Below are 15,272 nucleotides of genomic sequence, written 5' to 3' on the forward strand. Positions count from 1 at the left end.
CCGCACGGCGCGGCGGGAGCCGCCGGAACCGCCCGCCTACGCGCGCTCGGGCGACACCTCGGTGTGCGCGAGCGCGCTGGGTGTCAGGCGCCCGTTGATCGCCGGAGCCTCTTGGACGAGGGTGTCGTCGGTGAGCGCCTCCACCATGAACAGGGCGTAGTCCTCACGGTGGGTCAGATTGCTCGCGAGGATTGGGTCACCGACGTGCCGGCTCCACACCGGCAGGCCCTGGCTCTCGCCCTCCTTGAGGGTGCTGCCCCGCACCACCGTCCACCGTGTGTCGCTGGCGAACACCCGGCGGCACGCCTCCACCTGGTCGTCGATCTCGCCGACACGGACCAGCTTCGCGAGGAACGTGGCGATCCGCAGGCCCAGGGTGAAGTACCAGGCGTAGTGGTCCTTGCCGTCGCGTGTGATGTGCCAGCCGCACGAGAAGACCAGCCGCGCACCGGGCCGTGCGTGATCGAGCACCGCCTGGGCCGTGCCCGACGAGTACTGCCGCACACCCCACGGCACCAGCACCGTCAGCACTCCGCCGCACCCCTCGACCGCCCGCCGGATCACCTCGGGGTCGTTGGTCGCACCGGGGACGACGGTGATCCGCCCCTCGAACTCGGCGAGTTTCGGCACGCTGCTCTCCCGGCACACCCCCACGACCTCGTACCCGCGCTCCAGCGACTGCCGGACCATGTACTGCCCGAGCTTCCCCGAGGCTCCGACGATGCAGACCTTCTTCACACGATCCGTGCCCATGGCGCGGCCCCCTGTCCGAGTATCAACCTTATGTTGTAAGGCAAGGTAACCTTATGCTGTAAGGCAGTCAAGCGAGGGTGAGGAGGGGCGGATGCCCGAGGGAGGCAGGGGCGGCCGGCGCAAGGGCGCGGCGCGCACGCCGCTCAGCCGCGAGCGCGTGATCCGTACAGCGGTCGCGGTGGCGGACGAGAAGGGCCTGGCCGCGCTGACCATGCGGGCCGTCGCCGAGCGGCTCGGCGTCGAGGCGATGTCGCTCTACCACCACGTCCCCGGCCGGGAGGGCCTGCTCGACGGCATGGTGGACGTGGTGTTCGGGGAGATCGAGCTGCCGGGCGGCGGCGACTGGAAGAGCGCGATGCGCCACCGCGCGGACTCCGCCCGCGCGGTCCTGCGGCGCCACCCGTGGGCCGTCGGCCTGATGGACTCCCGCAGAAGCCCCGGCCCGGCGACCCTGCGCCACCACGACGCCGTCATCGGCGCACTGCGCGCGGGCGGCTTCTCCGTCCCGATGACCGCACACGCCTTCTCGCTGATCGACAGCTATCTCTACGGCTTTGTGGTCCAGGAGCTGAGCCTGCCGTTCAGCGGCCCCACGGAGCTGGAGGAGGTCGCGGGCGCCGTGCTCGGCGACATGCCGGAAGACGCCTACCCGCACCTCACGGAACTGGCCGTCGAGCACGCCCTCAAGCCCGGCTACGACTACGGCGACGAGTTCACCTTCGGGCTCACCCTCATCCTCGACGCGCTGCACCCGGACGAGCGGGCGACTCCGGCGCCGCACCCGGACGGGCGAGCAACTCCGCCCGGCTCAGCATGAGTTCCCGCGGCAGGGCGAACTGCTGGGTCTCACTGCCGGTGTGCACGGTCCGCACGTCGTCGTACCCGAGCCGGGCCAGCCGCCGCAGCACACCCTCGACCAGAATCTCGGGCACGGACGCGCCGCCGGTGACCCCGACGGTCCCGGCGCCGCGCAGCCAGTCCTCGTCGAGTCCGCCCTCGTCGTCGATCAAGTGGGCCGCCTTCGCGCCGTGTTCCAGTGCGACCTTCACCAGTTGCGCGGAGTTGTGCGAGGTTCCGGAGCCGACCACGACCACCAGATCGGCCCGCTGAGCCAGCGCCCTGACGGCCGTCTGACGGTTCTGGGCCGCGTAGCAGATGTCGTCGCTCGGCGGGCCGACCAGCCACGGGAACCGCTCCTTGAGCAGTGCGACCGTGGTCGTGGTCTCGTCGACCGAGAGGGTGGTCTGCGACAGCCACGCCACCTTGCCCGCGTCCTGGACCTCCGTGCGGGCCACGGACTCCGCGTCGGCGACGACATGGATCCGCCCGGGCGCCTCGCCGACCGTGCCGACCACCTCGTCGTGGCCGTCCTGGCCGACGAGCAGGATGTCGTAGCCCTCGCTCGCGAACCGCCGTGCCTCACTGTGCACCTTTGCCACCAGGGGGCAGGTGGCGTCGATGGCCGCGAGCCCGCCGCGCGCCGCCTCCTCGCGCACACCCGGGGCGACACCGTGCGCGGAGAACACCACAACGCTCCCCGCGGGCACCTCGGAGACCTCCTCGACGAAGACCGCGCCCCGTTGCTCCAGCGCGCGCACCACGTAGTGGTTGTGGACGATCTGTCGTCGGACGTAGACCGGGGCCCCGTACTGCTCCAGTGCCTTCTCCACGGTCGCGACGGCGCGTTCCACGCCGGCGCAGAATCCGCGCGGGGACGCCAGCAGGACCCGGCGGCCGGTGAAGTCCTCGCGGCCCGCGGGGCGTTCGGGGTCCGCGAGAGGGGAGTCGGCTGTGTCTTCGGCGCTCATCCGCGGTGAGTCCTTTCGCTGGGTCCGGCACGCCCCGCCGGCCCGGCGGAGCCACCGTGACCGGGTGGGCCGAGCGGACGGAGCGTGTGCGTGGACCGACTTCAGCAGCGCCGGCGCGGAAGGTACCCGGACAAACCGTCACCTTGCCCGGACGTTCAGAAAGTCTGGTCCAACGGGCACACCGGCCACGGGGACCGGTCCGCGGGCGCGCGCCGCGGCCCACCATGGGGTGCGCCGGCGGCGCGACGGCAACGCGCCCGGCGTCCGGGCGACCGTAGGAGCCGATGGAGGGCGCCGCCCCGCTTCCCTCAGGGGCGGACGGATCGGAGAGTGCTCGCAATGCCCGACGGAATCGACGAGATCCGCGGCGAGGCCGCCGCCCGGGGCCGCCTCGTCCGCATCACCACCCACGAACCGGACGGGCGGGCCTGGCCCCTCTTCCTCGACGTGGCCGGCAGCGTCATCACGCTCGACCAGCTGCACACCCGCGTACCGGCCCCGGAGCCTGCGCCCGCCCCAGCCGTCGCGTCGTCCACCCCCGCGCTCCGCAGCGCCCCGATGTCCGACGACCCCGAACCCACCCTCGTCGTCAGCCTCCTGGACCTCCAGCTCGCGACGGAGACCCACACCGACGCCTGGGCGGCGCCCCTGCCCGCCGAGTACGGCTTCCTGTGGACGGAACTCACCGCCCACATCAACGCCGGTGAGTACAACGAGGCCATCGCGACCGCCGACTACATCGAGACCGCGCTCGGCCGGCAGTACGGATGGCTGCACCCCCACACCGTCAACGTCCTGACCGTCCGTGCCTGGCTCAGTCTCTTCGTGGCGTCGGACACCGACGAATGGGCGGAGACGGCCGCCCGCCTCATCGAGACGACCCAGCGCCGCCAGGCGGCCGGCGCGCCCGAGGACGAGACCCACCGGACCATCAGGAACGCGCACGCGGTGTGGATGCACCTCACGCTGGAGAGCCCGCGGACCGCCCGTGAACTCGCCGAGTTGCTGCTGACGCTGCTGCCCTCTCTGCCGGCCGACAAGGGTCACGCGGGGTACGTCCGGTCCGTCGTGCACTGGATCGGCTACGAGGCGGCGTAGCCTGCACCAACGCTCCAAACGAAAACGTTCACTTGCGTTTGGGTCGGTGTGTTCCTAGGCTGGGTCGAAAGACGTCAGGAGCCGCCGTGGACACCGTACGCACCGCACAGGGTTTGATCAGGGGCAGCGAGGACGGCGGGGTGCTGAGCTGTCTGGGCCTGCCGTTCGCCGCGCCTCCCGTGGGCGAGCTGCGCTGGGCGCCGCCCGCCGAACCGGCCTCCTGGAGCGGGGTCCGTGACGCGACCCGGTTCGGGAACGCGGCGATCCAGCCGGCCGGCGGCATCCCCCTGGGCGCCGGGCAGAGCGAGGACTGTCTCTACCTCAACGTCTTCACGACCACCCCGGATCCCGCCGCCCGCAGGCCCGTGATGGTCTGGATCCACGGCGGCGGCTTCGTACGGGGTGCCGCCTCCGAGCCCGGCACCCCGGGCGGCCCCCTGGCGCGACACGGCGTCGTCCTCGTGACTGTCAACTACCGCCTGGGCCCACTGGGTTTCCTCGCGCACCCCCACGTGAGCCCGAACCTCGCCGTGCAGGACTGGGTGGCCGCCCTCACCTGGGTCCGGCGGAACATCGCCGACTTCGGAGGCGATCCCGGCAACGTCACCGTCTTCGGCCAGTCCGCCGGTGCCGCCGCCTGCCGCGCCCTGCTCCAGACCCCGTCCGCCCACGGCCTGTTCCACCGGGCCATCTTCATGAGCGCCGGCTTCGAGGACTTCGCGGCCGTCGAAACACCCGACCGGGCCCGTGCCGCCGGTGTGACCGAACGGTTCGTCGCCGACCTGGGGCACCGCGACATCGGCGACCTGCGCAAGCTGCCGATCGAGGACGTGGCCGCGGCGGCGAGCAGGTGGCAGGGCACCTTCCCGCCACCCGGCGAACTCCACACACCCGCGAACCTGGTCTGGTGCCCGGCACCGGACAGCGAGACCGTCACCGACGACTTCACGGGCCGGCCCGCCGACGTGGAGGTCATGTTCGGCGTCACCCGTGACGAGGCCCGCTTCTTCCACGGCCCCGACGGTGTCCTCCCGCCCCGCAGGGAGCGCCCGGCCGACATCTACACCCCGCGGACGCTCGCCGCCATGGCCCGCAGACTCGGCGGGACCCGGGCGGCCGACATCGTCGCCCATTTCCAGGAGCGACGGCTGTCCCCGTACGAGGCCCTCGCGGAGCTGACCACCGCCGCCGTCTGGCACGAGCCGGCCCTCGCCACGTACCACCGCTTCGCCGCACCCGACCGCACCGCGTACTTCTACGAGTTCGCCCGCCACTCCCCGGGATCCGTCACGTCGGGACTGCTGGCCCAGCACACGGCCGACATCGCGTACGTCTTCGGCACCGTCGCCGCCGGGGACTTCTACGACGGGACCGACGCCGAGGTGGCCGACGCGATGCGGCACGCCTGGACCACGTTCGCCCGCACCGGAGTACCGACCGACCCGGACGGCACCCCGTGGCCCGCCTGCGAGACCACCGAGCCTCGGTTCACGGTGATCGAAGACCGGCCCCGCGCAAGGCCGCTGAGCACCTTCGACACCCCGCTCTGCCGGCTGATCGCCGCACGGCGCGCGAACTGACCGCCAGCCGGCGGGAGTCAGGCGCCGCCCACCAGCGCCGGCCCGAGGGCGGCGAGTCCGCGCACGAGCTGCGCCGTGGGGACGTCGGTGGCCACGTGGTGGGTGACGATGAGGCCCTGCATCAGCGTGAAGACCACCGCCGCCGTCGCCTCGGGATCGGCGTCGGCGGCGAGTTGCCCACCCGCCTTCCAGCGGGACGCCAGCTCGGTCAGCTGCGTCCGGGTCTCCGCGTACAGGGTGCGGGTCCGCTCGCTCAGCGCCGGGCGGCGCAGCGTTTCGGCCCAGGTCTGGAGAGCCAGCCTGGACAAGTCGTCTCCGGGATTCCCCGTACGCTTTTCCAGTTCGCCGCCGAGCAGGGCGAAGGTCTGGGCGGGACCGGGCGTCGGATCCTTTTCCAGGATGTGCGCGAACACGTCCCGCACCAGACCGATGCCCACGTCGACCGTGGCGTCGATGAGTTCTTCCTTGCTGCGGAAGTAGCGATATACCGCGCTGGAGGACATTCCGGTGGCCGCGATGACATCGTCCATCGACGTGGCGTGGAATCCGTCCCGTGCGAAACAGAGCATCGCGCTCCTCAGCACATGCTCGCGGCGCTTTGCTCTGGTCGCTTCACTGAGGCGCGGCATGAACCGATCATACGGGAACGACTCTTTCCGTAATGGGGTGCGACCGTCCGGGCCGCGCGCCCCTCCGGCCCGCCCCGGGGCGCGCTCAGGGCACGTCCCGCCGTACCGTGCCGGCCGCGTCCGCGAAGGCCGTGGCGAGCGGGGAGTGCCGGCCGGCGTTCCAGGCCACGGCGACCTGGCCCGGAGGTACGTCGGCGGCGGGGACGTAGGCGATGTCCGGCCGCGGGAAGAAGGCGGCCACCGGGGCGGGCACCAGGACCACGCCCTGTCCCGCGCGGACGTAGGCCAGGATCTCCTCCATGTCGTGGACGGTGGGGCCGCGCCCGAGCCGGGTGCCGTCGGGCAGCGGGTCGGCGTTCCACACCGCGGACCAGTCGGGTCCGGCGTCCGCGTACTGGAGCAGCGTCTCGCCGGCCAGCGCGGTCACCTCGACGGAGTCCTCGCCCGCCAGGGCGTGGCCGATCGGCAGGACGACACTGAGCCGCTCCTGGTAGAGCGGCAGGACCGTGAGCGCCGTGGTGTCCACCGGGAGCCGGACGAAACCGACGTCGACCTCGCCGTCCAGGATGGCCCGGGTCCGCTCCCACCAGCGCAGCCGGACCAGTTCCAGCCGGACGCCCGGATGCCGTTCACTGAAGGCGTGCACCACCGCGGTGATGTCCGTGCCGAGCATAAAACCGATCTTCAGCGAGTCCTGGCCGGCCTCGATGCGGCGGGCACGCTCCTGCGCCTCGCGGGCCACGGCCAGCAGTGTCCGGGAGTCCTTCAGGAACTGCGTGCCCGACGGTGTGAGGGCCACCTCGCGGCTGTTGCGGGTGAACAGCGCGACACCCAGGTCGTGCTCCAACTGCTGGATCTGGCGGGAGAGCGCCGGCTGGGTGACGTGCAGGGCGGCCGCGGCCTGCCCGAAGTGCAGCCGCTCGGCCACCGCCACGAAATAACGCAGCTTGCGCAGATCCAGATCCATCGGTCCGCCGTGCACTGATTCCCGGCCTCTCCTGCGCCGATGCGCTGTGGTTATCACCGGTCGTCACAAGAGGCATTGGACCCGTGCCGGACGCGGCGGAAGACTTACGTGACGTACCCCAATGGGTGAGCGCCCGGTGTGGGAGCCGCTTTCCGTACGGAACGTTCTGCGAGGACTTTCCACGAGGACTTTCCGAGAGGAAAGGGAAATCCCGCTCCGGGAAATCCCGCTCATCGTATCCCCCGGCGGCGGGACCACCCCGGTCCACCGCCACCCGTCCGACCATCCTGGGAGCCCCCGATGCGTGCTGCTGTTGCCCGAGGCGTGAACGCCCCCGTCGTCCTCAGTGACCTGGAAGTCCCGCAGCCGGGCTTCGGCGAGGTCCTGGTCAAGGTCACCGCCTGCGGTGTCTGTTTCTCGGACGTGAACCTGCTCCGCGGCCACTATCCGTTCGCCCGCTTCCCGGTCGTGCCGGGCCACGAGATCACCGGTGTGGTCGCCGCCGTCGGCGAGGGTGTGACCTGGCCCGAGGTCGGCACGGCGGTCGGCGCCCAGTTCCTGTACGACTCCTGCGGCCACTGCGACTACTGCGTGCGCGGCGACCAGATCCTGTGCCCGCGCAAGCGCATCACCGGCATCGTGACCGACGGCGGCTACGCCGAGTACGCGCTGCTGAAGGCCGACTACGTCACGCCGCTGCCGGCCGGGCTCGACCCCGTCGCCGCGGCCCCGCTGATGTGCGCGGGCCTGACCGCCTTCAACGGACTGCGCCAGGGCGGTGTGAAGGCCGGCTCCCGGGTCGCGGTCGTCGGCGCGGGCGGGGTCGGCGGCCTCGCGATCCGCTACGCCGTCGCCATGGGCGCGCGGGTCGCCGTCGTGGGCCGCTCGCGCCGCGGCGAGGACCAGGCCAAGGAGCTGGGCGCCGAACTCTTCGTCGCCACCCAGGAGTCCGACCCGGCCGAGGCCCTCAAGGCCTGGGACGGCGGCGCCAACCTGGTCCTGAACGCCGCCCCGTCGACCGAGGCCGCCGTGGCCACCCTCGGCGGACTCGCCCCCGACGGCACCCTGCTGCTGTGCGGCTACGGCACCGAACCGCTCGTCCTGCCCACCCAGCCGATGGTCCTCAACCGGCTGCGGGTGATGGCGTCCCCGTCCGGCTCGCCGCACGACGCCCGCGACACCCTCGCCTTCTCCGCCGCGCACAACATCGTGCCCGACGTCACCCCGATCACGCTGGACCGGGCCCCGACCGTCCTCGACGCGATGGCGGCCGGCACCTCGCGGGGCCGCAGCGTCATCACCTTCGCCTGACCCCCACCCACCACCCCCTCCCCAGGAGCACGAGATGCCGTACGTCGTCCTTGTCACCGGTGCCTCCAGCGGCTTCGGCGCGCTCACCGCGCGCGCCCTCGCCGACGCCGGGCACACCGTCTACGCCGGAATACGCCAGACCGCCGGCCGCAACGCCCCTGCCGTCGCCGAGGCCCGCGCCTACTCCGAAGAGCACGCCGTGCGGCTGCGCACGGTCGAACTCGACGTCTCCGCACAGCCGTCGGTCGACGCCGCCGTGCGCACGGTCACGGCCGAGGCGGGCCGCATCGACGTCGTGATCCACAACGCCGGGCACATGGTTCTCGGCCCGACCGAGTCCTTCACACCGGAGCAGCTCGCCGAGATCTACGACACCAACGTGCTCTCGACCCAGCGCGTCAACCGCGCCGTGCTGCCGCAGATGCGCGAGCGCCGCGACGGTCTGCTGGTGTGGGTCGGCTCCACCAGCACCTTCGGCGGCACCCCGCCCTACCTCGGCCCGTACTTCGGCGCCAAGGCGGCCATGGACCACCTGGCGAAGAGCTACGCGGTCGAGCTGTCCCGCTACGGCGTCGACACGGCCGTGGTGATCCCCGGCGCCTTCACCTCCGGCACCAACCACTTCGCGCACGCCATGCAACCGCAGGACACGGCCACCGCGGAGGCGTACGACGAGCTGTACGCGGGTCTGATGGACGAGGTCGGCAAGCGGCTCGCCGCCCTCGCACCGCCGGACGCGGACGTCGCCGAGGTCGCCCGCGCCATCGTGCGGATCGTCGACACCCCCAAGGGGAGCCGGCCGTTCCGCACCACGATCGACCCCTCCGACGACGGCTCGGAATCCGTCAGCGACGTGGCCGACCGGGTGCGTACCGACTTCTACGCCCGGATCGGGCTCTCCGACCTGCTCACCACCAGGACGGACGCCTAGCCTCCGTGAGACCCCTCGCGGCTAGCCCGGCAGCGGCTGCCACGTGGTGTCGCCGGGCTGCCGGCCCGCCGGCGGATAGTCGCAGTCGATGCTGCCGACCTCGCGGTCGCCGTCGTCCGAGTCGACGACGGCGACCCCCGTGCAGGCCCTGCCGTGCTCGTCGGTCCAGGTGACGACCTCGCTCTTGTCGGCGCATCCGGTCAGCAGCAGCACCCCCGCCACCACCGCCGCCGCACCTAGCACGTATCTCTGACGCCCCCGCATCCAAACCCCCGTGAGTCCCGGCCCCGACGCGGGCGGAGTCCCGCGCCGATCGCGTCTTCTCCCTTGGTATCGCCGGGAGTTGAACGCCCCACCAACGGGCTGTCACAGGGCCGGCATGACAGGTCCGGGCCGCCGCCACCGCTCCCTGACCTGGCCGCACACACCTCGCCCCGTACTCGCGGGCGTCCCCGTCGGGGCGCCCGCTTGACGGCTTTCCGCGGATGTAAACCAAGAGACTTCTGTGAATTTCTGAGCCGGTTGAACACATCGGCCGCGCCTTGCGTATGGCACGCGGGGGAACTCATGCCCGAGTCCGACCAAGGCCTAGGAGTACAACCGTGGGACGCAACACGCGCAGACGTCCAACCGGTGCGCGACGCGCGACGTTCGCCGCCGTCGCGCTGATGCTGGGTGGCGGAGGGCTCGTCGGGGTGAACGTGTACGCCTCGGCGACCGACGACGGCTCGGACGGAAACGTCGGGGAGACGACGAGCGCGGCGGGTGTGGCCACCATCGACTGCCCCGACGTGGGCGAGAAGCTGACCGCGGTGCCGGACGCCGCGCGGGCCGACGTCGACAAGGAACTCGCCCTGCTGGACCAGCAGATCGCGGACGCCTACGCCAAGCTGCAACAGCAGCCGGCCGACGGCGCCGAGGAGGCGGTCGTGAAGCCGCTGTCCGAGGAGCGCGCGGCGACGATCGAGCGCATCTCCGTCGCGCTCGGCAACGCGGGCGAGCGGCCCGAAGGGCTGGAGGCACTGGCGGCGTGCACCCTGCGCGAGGCCGAGGTCGCGCCGGCGGAGGAGCAGGGCGGGGACGGCTCCGGCGAGCAGGGGGACGGCCAGGCCGAGGGTGACGGACAGGCCGACGACGGCGCCCAGGAGGGCGACGGCCAGGGCGGAATCGGCGGCCAGGGCGGCAACGGACCGGTCGCCGCGGACTACGCCGACATCACCACCGTCCAGCCCAACGTGGCCGCCCCGGAGAAGTCGGGCGACGCCTCGAACGGCACGTTCACGACCAGCTGCGGCGTCAACGCCAACGGCCTGTTCAACTCGGACAACGTGATCGTGGCTCCCGGTGTCACCAACGGCGCCCACCACTTCCACGACTACGTCGGCAACCAGTCCAACGACGCGTTCGCGAGCGACGACGACCTCGCCAACGCCGAGACCAGCTGCGTGGACCAGGGCGACAAGTCCACGTACTTTTGGCCCGTGGTGCGCCTCCAGAACGGCACGCAGGAGCAGGACGCCCAGTCGCCCGGCGGCGGCGTCGAGGGCAACGCCGGCGAGATCGTCACGCCGAAGGAAGTCACCCTGACCTTCACCGGCAGCCCGCAGGGCGAGGTCACCGCGATGCCGCGGCTGCTGCGCATCATCACCGGCGACGCCAAGGCCTTCGTCAACGGTCCGAACAACGCGAACGCCTCCTGGAGCTGCACCGGCTTCGAGGACCGGCAGCTCAAGGACAAGTACCCGCTGTGCCCGTCCGGCAGTGACGTCGTGCGCACCTTCGACTTCCAGAGCTGCTGGGACGGCTCCAACATCGACAGCGCCAACCACCGCACGCACGTGGCGTTCGCCGACGCGGCCGGCAACTGCCCCGCCGGCTTCAAGGCGATCCCGCAGCTGGTCCAGCGCATCGTCTACGACGTCGACGCGCCGAGCCTGAACGACGGCGGCAAGACGACACCGCTGTTCGCGCTGGACTCCTTCCCGGAGCAGCTGCACAAGCCGGTCACCGACCACGGCGACTTCATCAACGTCTTCGACGAGGACCTGATGTCGGAGATGGTCGACTGCATCAACGGCGGCCGTGACTGCGGCCCCGGCGACGGCGGCGACAACGGCGGTGGCGACAACGGCGGTGGCGACAACGGCGGCGGTGACAACGGCGGCGGCAACGGTGGTGGCGGCGAGGAGGAGCCGACGCCCACGGCCACGCCCGAGGACCCGCAGGGCGGCGCCGACGGTGGTGCCGGTGAGCCCAGCGAGACCGCCGAGCCGAGTGAGCCCGGCAACGGCGGCGAGCAGCCGGGCAACGGCGGCAACAACAACGGCAACGGTGGCAACGACAACGGCGGCGACGACGGCGCGAACAACAACGGCGGGAACAACGGCGGCGACGACAACGGCGCCGAGCCCACCAACACCCCCGACGACCCGGCGGCCACCGCGTCCAACCCCGTAGAGCCCAGGGCGGCCGGCACGCCCGACGCCCCGTCCCCGGCGGCCACGTCCCGTGCGCCCGACGACGCCGTGGAGGCGGGCGGCACCGCCGGTGGATCCTCCTCCCAGCAGCAGGCCACCGTCCCGCAGGGCAACCAGGGCGGCCTCGCCGACACCGGCGCCAAGCTGTGGCCCGCCGCGGCCGGCTCCGCGCTGCTGGTCGGCGGCGGCATCCTCCTCGTCCGCACCCGGCGCCGCTACATGTGACGTCCCCAGACCGACCCCGACCCCGGGCCCCGCACACAGCGGGGCCCGGGGTCACGTCGTACCCCCGCACGGAAAGTGTGGTCCGTACGGGTTTGAGCTCGGCGAATACGCCTACGGGCCATGTATGGCCAAGTCGACTCAAGAGACCGAACGCAAGTACGCGGCGCCCGCGGCCGACGACATCTCCTGGCTGCCCGACCTGACCGGCGTCGCCCCCATCGCCTCGCTGGCAGAGGGCGGAACGCAGGATCTGGACGCGGTCTACTACGACACCGACGACCTGCGGCTGACCCGCAGCAGCGCGTCCCTGCGCCGCAGGACCGGCGGTACCGACGCCGGCTGGCATCTGAAGCTGCCTCTGTCGGACGACAGCCGGGAGGAGATCCAGGCGCCGCCGGCCTCGGACGACGTACCCGACGAACTCCGCGAGCTCACCCTCTCCCGGACCCGCGGGGCGCCGCTGCGCCCGGTGGTGCGCATCCGCTCCACCCGCTCCCTGCGCCGGCTCCTCGACGCCGACGGCGACGTCCTGGCCGAGCTGAGCCTGGACGCGGCGCACGCCGACTCACTGCTCGACGACGGCGGACAGACGCTCTGGACGGAGATGGAGATCGAGCTCGCCGACGCCGGCGACCCCGCGCTCCTGGACGGCATCGAGAAGGTGCTCCGCAAGAACGGCATCGCCCGCACGCACAGCCCCGCCAAGGTGGTCCGCGCCCTGCGGGAGACCACACCCAGGCTGGAGCGCACACCCGGCCGCAGCGCCCGGACCGCCGCGGGGTCCGCCGGTGAGCACGTGCTGGCCCATGTGGCCCGGCTCGCCGACGACCTCAGGGACCTCGACCCGGCCGTCCGCCGGGACGCGCCCGACGCCGTGCACCGCATGCGCACCACGTCCCGCCGGCTCCGCGGCAGCCTGCGCACCTACCGCTCCGTACTCGACCGCAAGGTCACCGACCCGATCCGCGCGGACCTGCGGTGGCTCGCCCGCGAGCTGGGCGCCGAACGCGACCACGAGGTGCTGCGGGAACGGCTGACGTCCGGCGTCCGGGAACTCCCCGCCGAACTGGTCCTCGGCCCCGTCGGCGCCCGGCTCCAGGCCTGGGACGCGGCACAGTCGGCCGAAGGCAGGCGCCGCACCCTCGACGCGCTCGCCTCACCCCGCTACCTGAACCTCCTGGAGGGGCTGAAGGCGCTCACCGACGCCCCGCCGCTGCGTGCCAAGGCGGCGGGGAAGCCCAAGAAGGTCCTGCTCAAGGCGCTCCTGAAGGAACGCGACCGGCTTGTGCGGCGGATGGAACCCGCGCTCGACAAGCCCGCGGGACCCGAGCGTGACGCCGCGATCCACCACGCCCGCAAGGCCGCCAAGCGGCTCCGCTACGGCGCCGAGGCCGCCCGCCCGGCCCTCGGCAAGCCCGCCCGCCGCCTCGGCAAGCGCGTCAAGGCCCTACAGGAGGTCAGCGGCGCCCAGCACGACAGCGTCGTGGCCCGCGACACCCTGCGCGACCTGGCGGTCTCCGCCCAGGTCTCGGGCGAGGCCGGCTTCACCTGGGGTCTCCTGTACGGCCAGGAGCGCACCGAGTCCCGGGCCCGTGAACGGCAGCTCCCCGAAGCCTGGAGCCGCGCCCGCGCGGCGGCCCGCCGCAAGGCACTGCGCCCCTGACGGGGCAGGCCCCGGTCGCCCGCGCCGGGCCCGGCGCGGCGCGGCGCCTCGGAAATCCGTCGCGCCGGCCGTGCGGCAGCCGCTAGCCTCCGCCCCAGCAGTACGAGGGACACGACCGCGACGGGGCCGGGTATGACGGGGGCCGGGTATGACGGGGGCCGGGTATGGGGACTGAGCGTGTGGGCAGCGGCCGGTTGGGGCTGCTGCTCGACCAGTTTGACTGCGCGAGGGAGACGGCCGAGGTACGGCTGGCGGGACTCGGCGACGAGGAGTTCCTCTGGGAGCCGGTGGCCGGCTGCTGGTCGGTCCGGCGCCGGGCCGAGGCTGTGACGCCCCGGGCGTTCGGGCCGGGGGAGTGGGTGCTCGACCAGGGCGCCCCGGAGATTCCCGCGAGCGAGTACGCCGAGGTCGCCCGCCAGGTGGCCGGCGGTATGACCGTCGCCAAGGTGGCCGAGGACTGGAGCGTCAGCGTCGCACGGGTCGAGGAGGTCCTCGCCCACAGCGGCCCGACGGAGCCCGACGACTCGCCGGTCACCACCATCGCCTGGCGCCTGGGACATCTGCACTTCTGCTTCGCCGGCGGCTGGGAGTGGACCTTCGGCGAGCGACGGCACGAACCGAAGCAGCTGGTCGACTTCACACCCTCCGCGGCCGAGGCGGTCGAGCACTTCTGGGCGCTGATGGACCGCTGGCGCGACAGCGTCGCCACGGTCACCGACGAGCAGCTCGACACGGTCGGCTTCTCGCAGTACCCCTACGGCTCCGACCCCGACGAACCCTTCTCCGGGGTGCTGTGGGGCGCCAACCTGGAGTTCATCCACCACATGGCGGAGATCGCCCTGCTGCGCGACCTGTGGCGGAAACGCTTCACGGAGCATTCCCGGGCGTGATCGGCCGTGATCGGCCGTGATCCGGCGGGTGCCCCGGCCGAAGTGAGCCCCGGGCCCGCGGGAGGCATGGTGGACACATGATGCTGCTGGCCGTGCTCTTCGCCGTCCTCGGCGCCGTGAGCAACGCGGCGGGCACGGCGTACCAGCGCAAGGCCGCGGCCACGGTCTCCCAGGGCGGCGGGGTACGTCTGCTGCTCGCGCTAGTGCGCCGGCCCGCCTGGGCCATCGGCATCGTCGGTGTCACCGCGGCGGCACTGTTCCAGGCCCTCGCCCTGGTCAACGGCCCGATGGCGCTCGTCCAGCCCGTCTTCATCCTGGAACTGCCGATCGCGCTGGTCATCGCGGTGCCCCTCCTGGGCCGGCGGCTCGGCGTCGACGGATGGTGGGCGGTCACCGGTGTGGTCGCCGGCCTGGTGCTCCTGCTCGCCGCGGCGGCCCCGGCCGGCACCAAGCAGCAGGCCTCCATGGAACGCTGGGTCCCCGCCCTGGCCCTCACCCTCGGCGCGATGGCCGCCGCGGTGCTGCTCGTACGGACCGTGCCCTCGCCGCTGTTCCGGGCCGCGGCCCTGGCGGCCAGTGCCGCGATCGGCAACGCACTCACCGCCGCCCTCCTCAAGTCGGCCACCGGCCGCTACACGGACGCGGGCCTGACGGGCTTCCTCACCGCCTGGCAGACCTACGGCTTCGCGCTCACCGGGATCGCCGCACTCCTGCTGCTGGAGAACGCCCTACAGGCCGGTCCCCTCGCCGCGTCACAGCCCGCGCTGACCGTCGGCGACGCGGCGGTGAGCCTGCTCCTGGGCGTCGCCCTGTTCGACGAGACCATCCGCACGGGCTGGTGGCTCCTCCCCGAGACGATCGGCGCGGGACTGATCCTGTGGGGTGTGGTCCGGCTGACGCAGGTGGTGCCCCAACTCGACGACGTGGTGCGCTGACACCG

Annotated in this window: 14 protein-coding genes; 9 read left to right on the forward strand and 5 right to left on the reverse strand. The window is 72.5% G+C overall.

Going from position 1 to position 15,272, the window contains the following annotated elements; translation table 11 throughout:
* Nucleotides 1-36: 36 nt before the first annotated feature.
* Nucleotides 37-753, reverse strand: a complete 717-nt coding sequence (locus tag ACIQAC_RS18910; protein ID WP_402192436.1) for an NAD(P)-dependent oxidoreductase — start codon at nucleotides 751-753, stop codon at nucleotides 37-39.
* 91 nt (nucleotides 754-844) lie between these two features.
* On the opposite strand from ACIQAC_RS18910, the gene ACIQAC_RS18915 reads away from it, so the two are divergent.
* A complete protein-coding gene (locus tag ACIQAC_RS18915; protein WP_402192438.1) occupies nucleotides 845-1,570 on the forward strand; it encodes a TetR/AcrR family transcriptional regulator in 726 nt (241 codons plus the stop codon).
* Here ACIQAC_RS18915 and ACIQAC_RS18920 read toward each other — a convergent pair.
* On the reverse strand, nucleotides 1,485-2,561 hold the full coding sequence (locus ACIQAC_RS18920; RefSeq protein ID WP_402192441.1) for a 4-hydroxy-3-methylbut-2-enyl diphosphate reductase: 1,077 nt from the start codon (nucleotides 2,559-2,561) through the stop codon (nucleotides 1,485-1,487). The genes ACIQAC_RS18915 and ACIQAC_RS18920 overlap by 86 nt on opposite strands.
* Before the next feature lie 339 nt (nucleotides 2,562-2,900).
* Here ACIQAC_RS18920 and ACIQAC_RS18925 point away from each other — a divergent pair, with 339 nt between their 5' ends.
* Both ACIQAC_RS18925 and ACIQAC_RS18930 read left to right on the forward strand, forming a co-directional pair.
* Nucleotides 2,901-3,659, forward strand: a complete 759-nt coding sequence (locus ACIQAC_RS18925) for a hypothetical protein (protein WP_402192442.1) — start codon at nucleotides 2,901-2,903, stop codon at nucleotides 3,657-3,659.
* 86 nt (nucleotides 3,660-3,745) lie between these two features.
* Nucleotides 3,746-5,239: a carboxylesterase/lipase family protein gene (locus tag ACIQAC_RS18930; protein ID WP_402192444.1), complete on the forward strand. Its 1,494-nt coding sequence runs from the start codon at nucleotides 3,746-3,748 to the stop codon at nucleotides 5,237-5,239.
* Between the two features lie 17 nt (nucleotides 5,240-5,256).
* Here ACIQAC_RS18930 and ACIQAC_RS18935 read toward each other — a convergent pair whose 3' ends face one another.
* Together ACIQAC_RS18935 and ACIQAC_RS18940 are read right to left on the reverse strand one after the other, a co-directional pair.
* Complete coding sequence (locus tag ACIQAC_RS18935; protein WP_402192447.1) at nucleotides 5,257-5,868, reverse strand: TetR/AcrR family transcriptional regulator; 612 nt, start codon at nucleotides 5,866-5,868, stop codon at nucleotides 5,257-5,259.
* Between the two features lie 85 nt (nucleotides 5,869-5,953).
* The gene (locus ACIQAC_RS18940) at nucleotides 5,954-6,835 is read right to left on the reverse strand and encodes a LysR family transcriptional regulator (RefSeq protein ID WP_402192449.1); all 882 of its coding nucleotides are present in this window, start codon (nucleotides 6,833-6,835) and stop codon (nucleotides 5,954-5,956) included.
* 300 nt (nucleotides 6,836-7,135) lie between these two features.
* Here ACIQAC_RS18940 and ACIQAC_RS18945 point away from each other — a divergent pair, with 300 nt between their 5' ends.
* Both ACIQAC_RS18945 and ACIQAC_RS18950 read left to right on the forward strand, forming a co-directional pair.
* Nucleotides 7,136-8,146 carry an alcohol dehydrogenase catalytic domain-containing protein gene (locus ACIQAC_RS18945; RefSeq protein WP_402192451.1) on the forward strand — a complete coding sequence of 337 codons (1,011 nt, stop codon included), beginning with the start codon at nucleotides 7,136-7,138 and terminating at the stop codon, nucleotides 8,144-8,146.
* A gap of 34 nt (nucleotides 8,147-8,180) precedes the next feature.
* Nucleotides 8,181-9,077, forward strand: coding sequence for an SDR family oxidoreductase (locus ACIQAC_RS18950; protein WP_402192453.1), 897 nt, complete (start codon nucleotides 8,181-8,183; stop codon nucleotides 9,075-9,077).
* Between the two features lie 21 nt (nucleotides 9,078-9,098).
* Here the strand turns inward: ACIQAC_RS18950 and ACIQAC_RS18955 are convergent, their stop codons facing one another.
* Nucleotides 9,099-9,341 (reverse strand): hypothetical protein, encoded by a 243-nt coding sequence (locus tag ACIQAC_RS18955; protein WP_402192456.1) that lies wholly within the window; start codon nucleotides 9,339-9,341, stop codon nucleotides 9,099-9,101.
* A 404-nt stretch (nucleotides 9,342-9,745) separates the two neighbouring features.
* On the opposite strand from ACIQAC_RS18955, the gene ACIQAC_RS18960 reads away from it, so the two are divergent.
* The 4 genes from ACIQAC_RS18960 to ACIQAC_RS18975 all read left to right on the forward strand — a co-directional run bounded on the left by ACIQAC_RS18960 (nucleotide 9,746) and on the right by ACIQAC_RS18975 (nucleotide 15,267).
* Entirely contained in the window at nucleotides 9,746-11,779 is a 2,034-nt protein-coding gene (locus tag ACIQAC_RS18960) for a DUF1996 domain-containing protein (RefSeq protein ID WP_402192688.1), read from the forward strand.
* A gap of 124 nt (nucleotides 11,780-11,903) precedes the next feature.
* Nucleotides 11,904-13,442, forward strand: a complete 1,539-nt coding sequence (locus ACIQAC_RS18965; RefSeq protein ID WP_402192458.1) for a CHAD domain-containing protein — start codon at nucleotides 11,904-11,906, stop codon at nucleotides 13,440-13,442.
* A 164-nt stretch (nucleotides 13,443-13,606) separates the two neighbouring features.
* Entirely contained in the window at nucleotides 13,607-14,332 is a 726-nt protein-coding gene (locus tag ACIQAC_RS18970) for a DinB family protein (RefSeq protein ID WP_402192459.1), read from the forward strand.
* Nucleotides 14,333-14,409: 77 nt separating this feature from the next.
* Nucleotides 14,410-15,267, forward strand: a complete 858-nt coding sequence (locus ACIQAC_RS18975) for a DMT family transporter (RefSeq protein ID WP_402192461.1) — start codon at nucleotides 14,410-14,412, stop codon at nucleotides 15,265-15,267.
* Nucleotides 15,268-15,272: the final 5 nt, after the last annotated feature.

The sequence above is a fragment of the Streptomyces sp. NPDC088387 genome, assembly GCF_044753385.1.
Taxonomy (GTDB): domain Bacteria; phylum Actinomycetota; class Actinomycetes; order Streptomycetales; family Streptomycetaceae; genus Streptomyces.

What these genes read in the sequence shown, in the direction of transcription:
- ACIQAC_RS18935 (WP_402192447.1), bottom strand. Translation starts at nt 5,868, where the DNA reads ATGCCGCGCCTCAGTGAAGCGACCAGAGCAAAGCGCCGCGAGCATGTG.
- ACIQAC_RS18960 (WP_402192688.1), top strand. Translation starts at nt 9,746, where the DNA reads ATGCTGGGTGGCGGAGGGCTCGTCGGGGTGAACGTGTACGCCTCGGCG.
- ACIQAC_RS18950 (WP_402192453.1), top strand. Translation starts at nt 8,181, where the DNA reads ATGCCGTACGTCGTCCTTGTCACCGGTGCCTCCAGCGGCTTCGGCGCG.
- ACIQAC_RS18970 (WP_402192459.1), top strand. Translation starts at nt 13,607, where the DNA reads ATGGGGACTGAGCGTGTGGGCAGCGGCCGGTTGGGGCTGCTGCTCGAC.
- ACIQAC_RS18940 (WP_402192449.1), bottom strand. Translation starts at nt 6,835, where the DNA reads ATGGATCTGGATCTGCGCAAGCTGCGTTATTTCGTGGCGGTGGCCGAG.
- ACIQAC_RS18915 (WP_402192438.1), top strand. Translation starts at nt 845, where the DNA reads ATGCCCGAGGGAGGCAGGGGCGGCCGGCGCAAGGGCGCGGCGCGCACG.
- ACIQAC_RS18920 (WP_402192441.1), bottom strand. Translation starts at nt 2,561, where the DNA reads ATGAGCGCCGAAGACACAGCCGACTCCCCTCTCGCGGACCCCGAACGC.
- ACIQAC_RS18955 (WP_402192456.1), bottom strand. Translation starts at nt 9,341, where the DNA reads ATGCGGGGGCGTCAGAGATACGTGCTAGGTGCGGCGGCGGTGGTGGCG.
- ACIQAC_RS18945 (WP_402192451.1), top strand. Translation starts at nt 7,136, where the DNA reads ATGCGTGCTGCTGTTGCCCGAGGCGTGAACGCCCCCGTCGTCCTCAGT.
- ACIQAC_RS18925 (WP_402192442.1), top strand. Translation starts at nt 2,901, where the DNA reads ATGCCCGACGGAATCGACGAGATCCGCGGCGAGGCCGCCGCCCGGGGC.
- ACIQAC_RS18910 (WP_402192436.1), bottom strand. Translation starts at nt 753, where the DNA reads ATGGGCACGGATCGTGTGAAGAAGGTCTGCATCGTCGGAGCCTCGGGG.
- ACIQAC_RS18975 (WP_402192461.1), top strand. Translation starts at nt 14,410, where the DNA reads ATGATGCTGCTGGCCGTGCTCTTCGCCGTCCTCGGCGCCGTGAGCAAC.
- ACIQAC_RS18965 (WP_402192458.1), top strand. Translation starts at nt 11,904, where the DNA reads ATGGCCAAGTCGACTCAAGAGACCGAACGCAAGTACGCGGCGCCCGCG.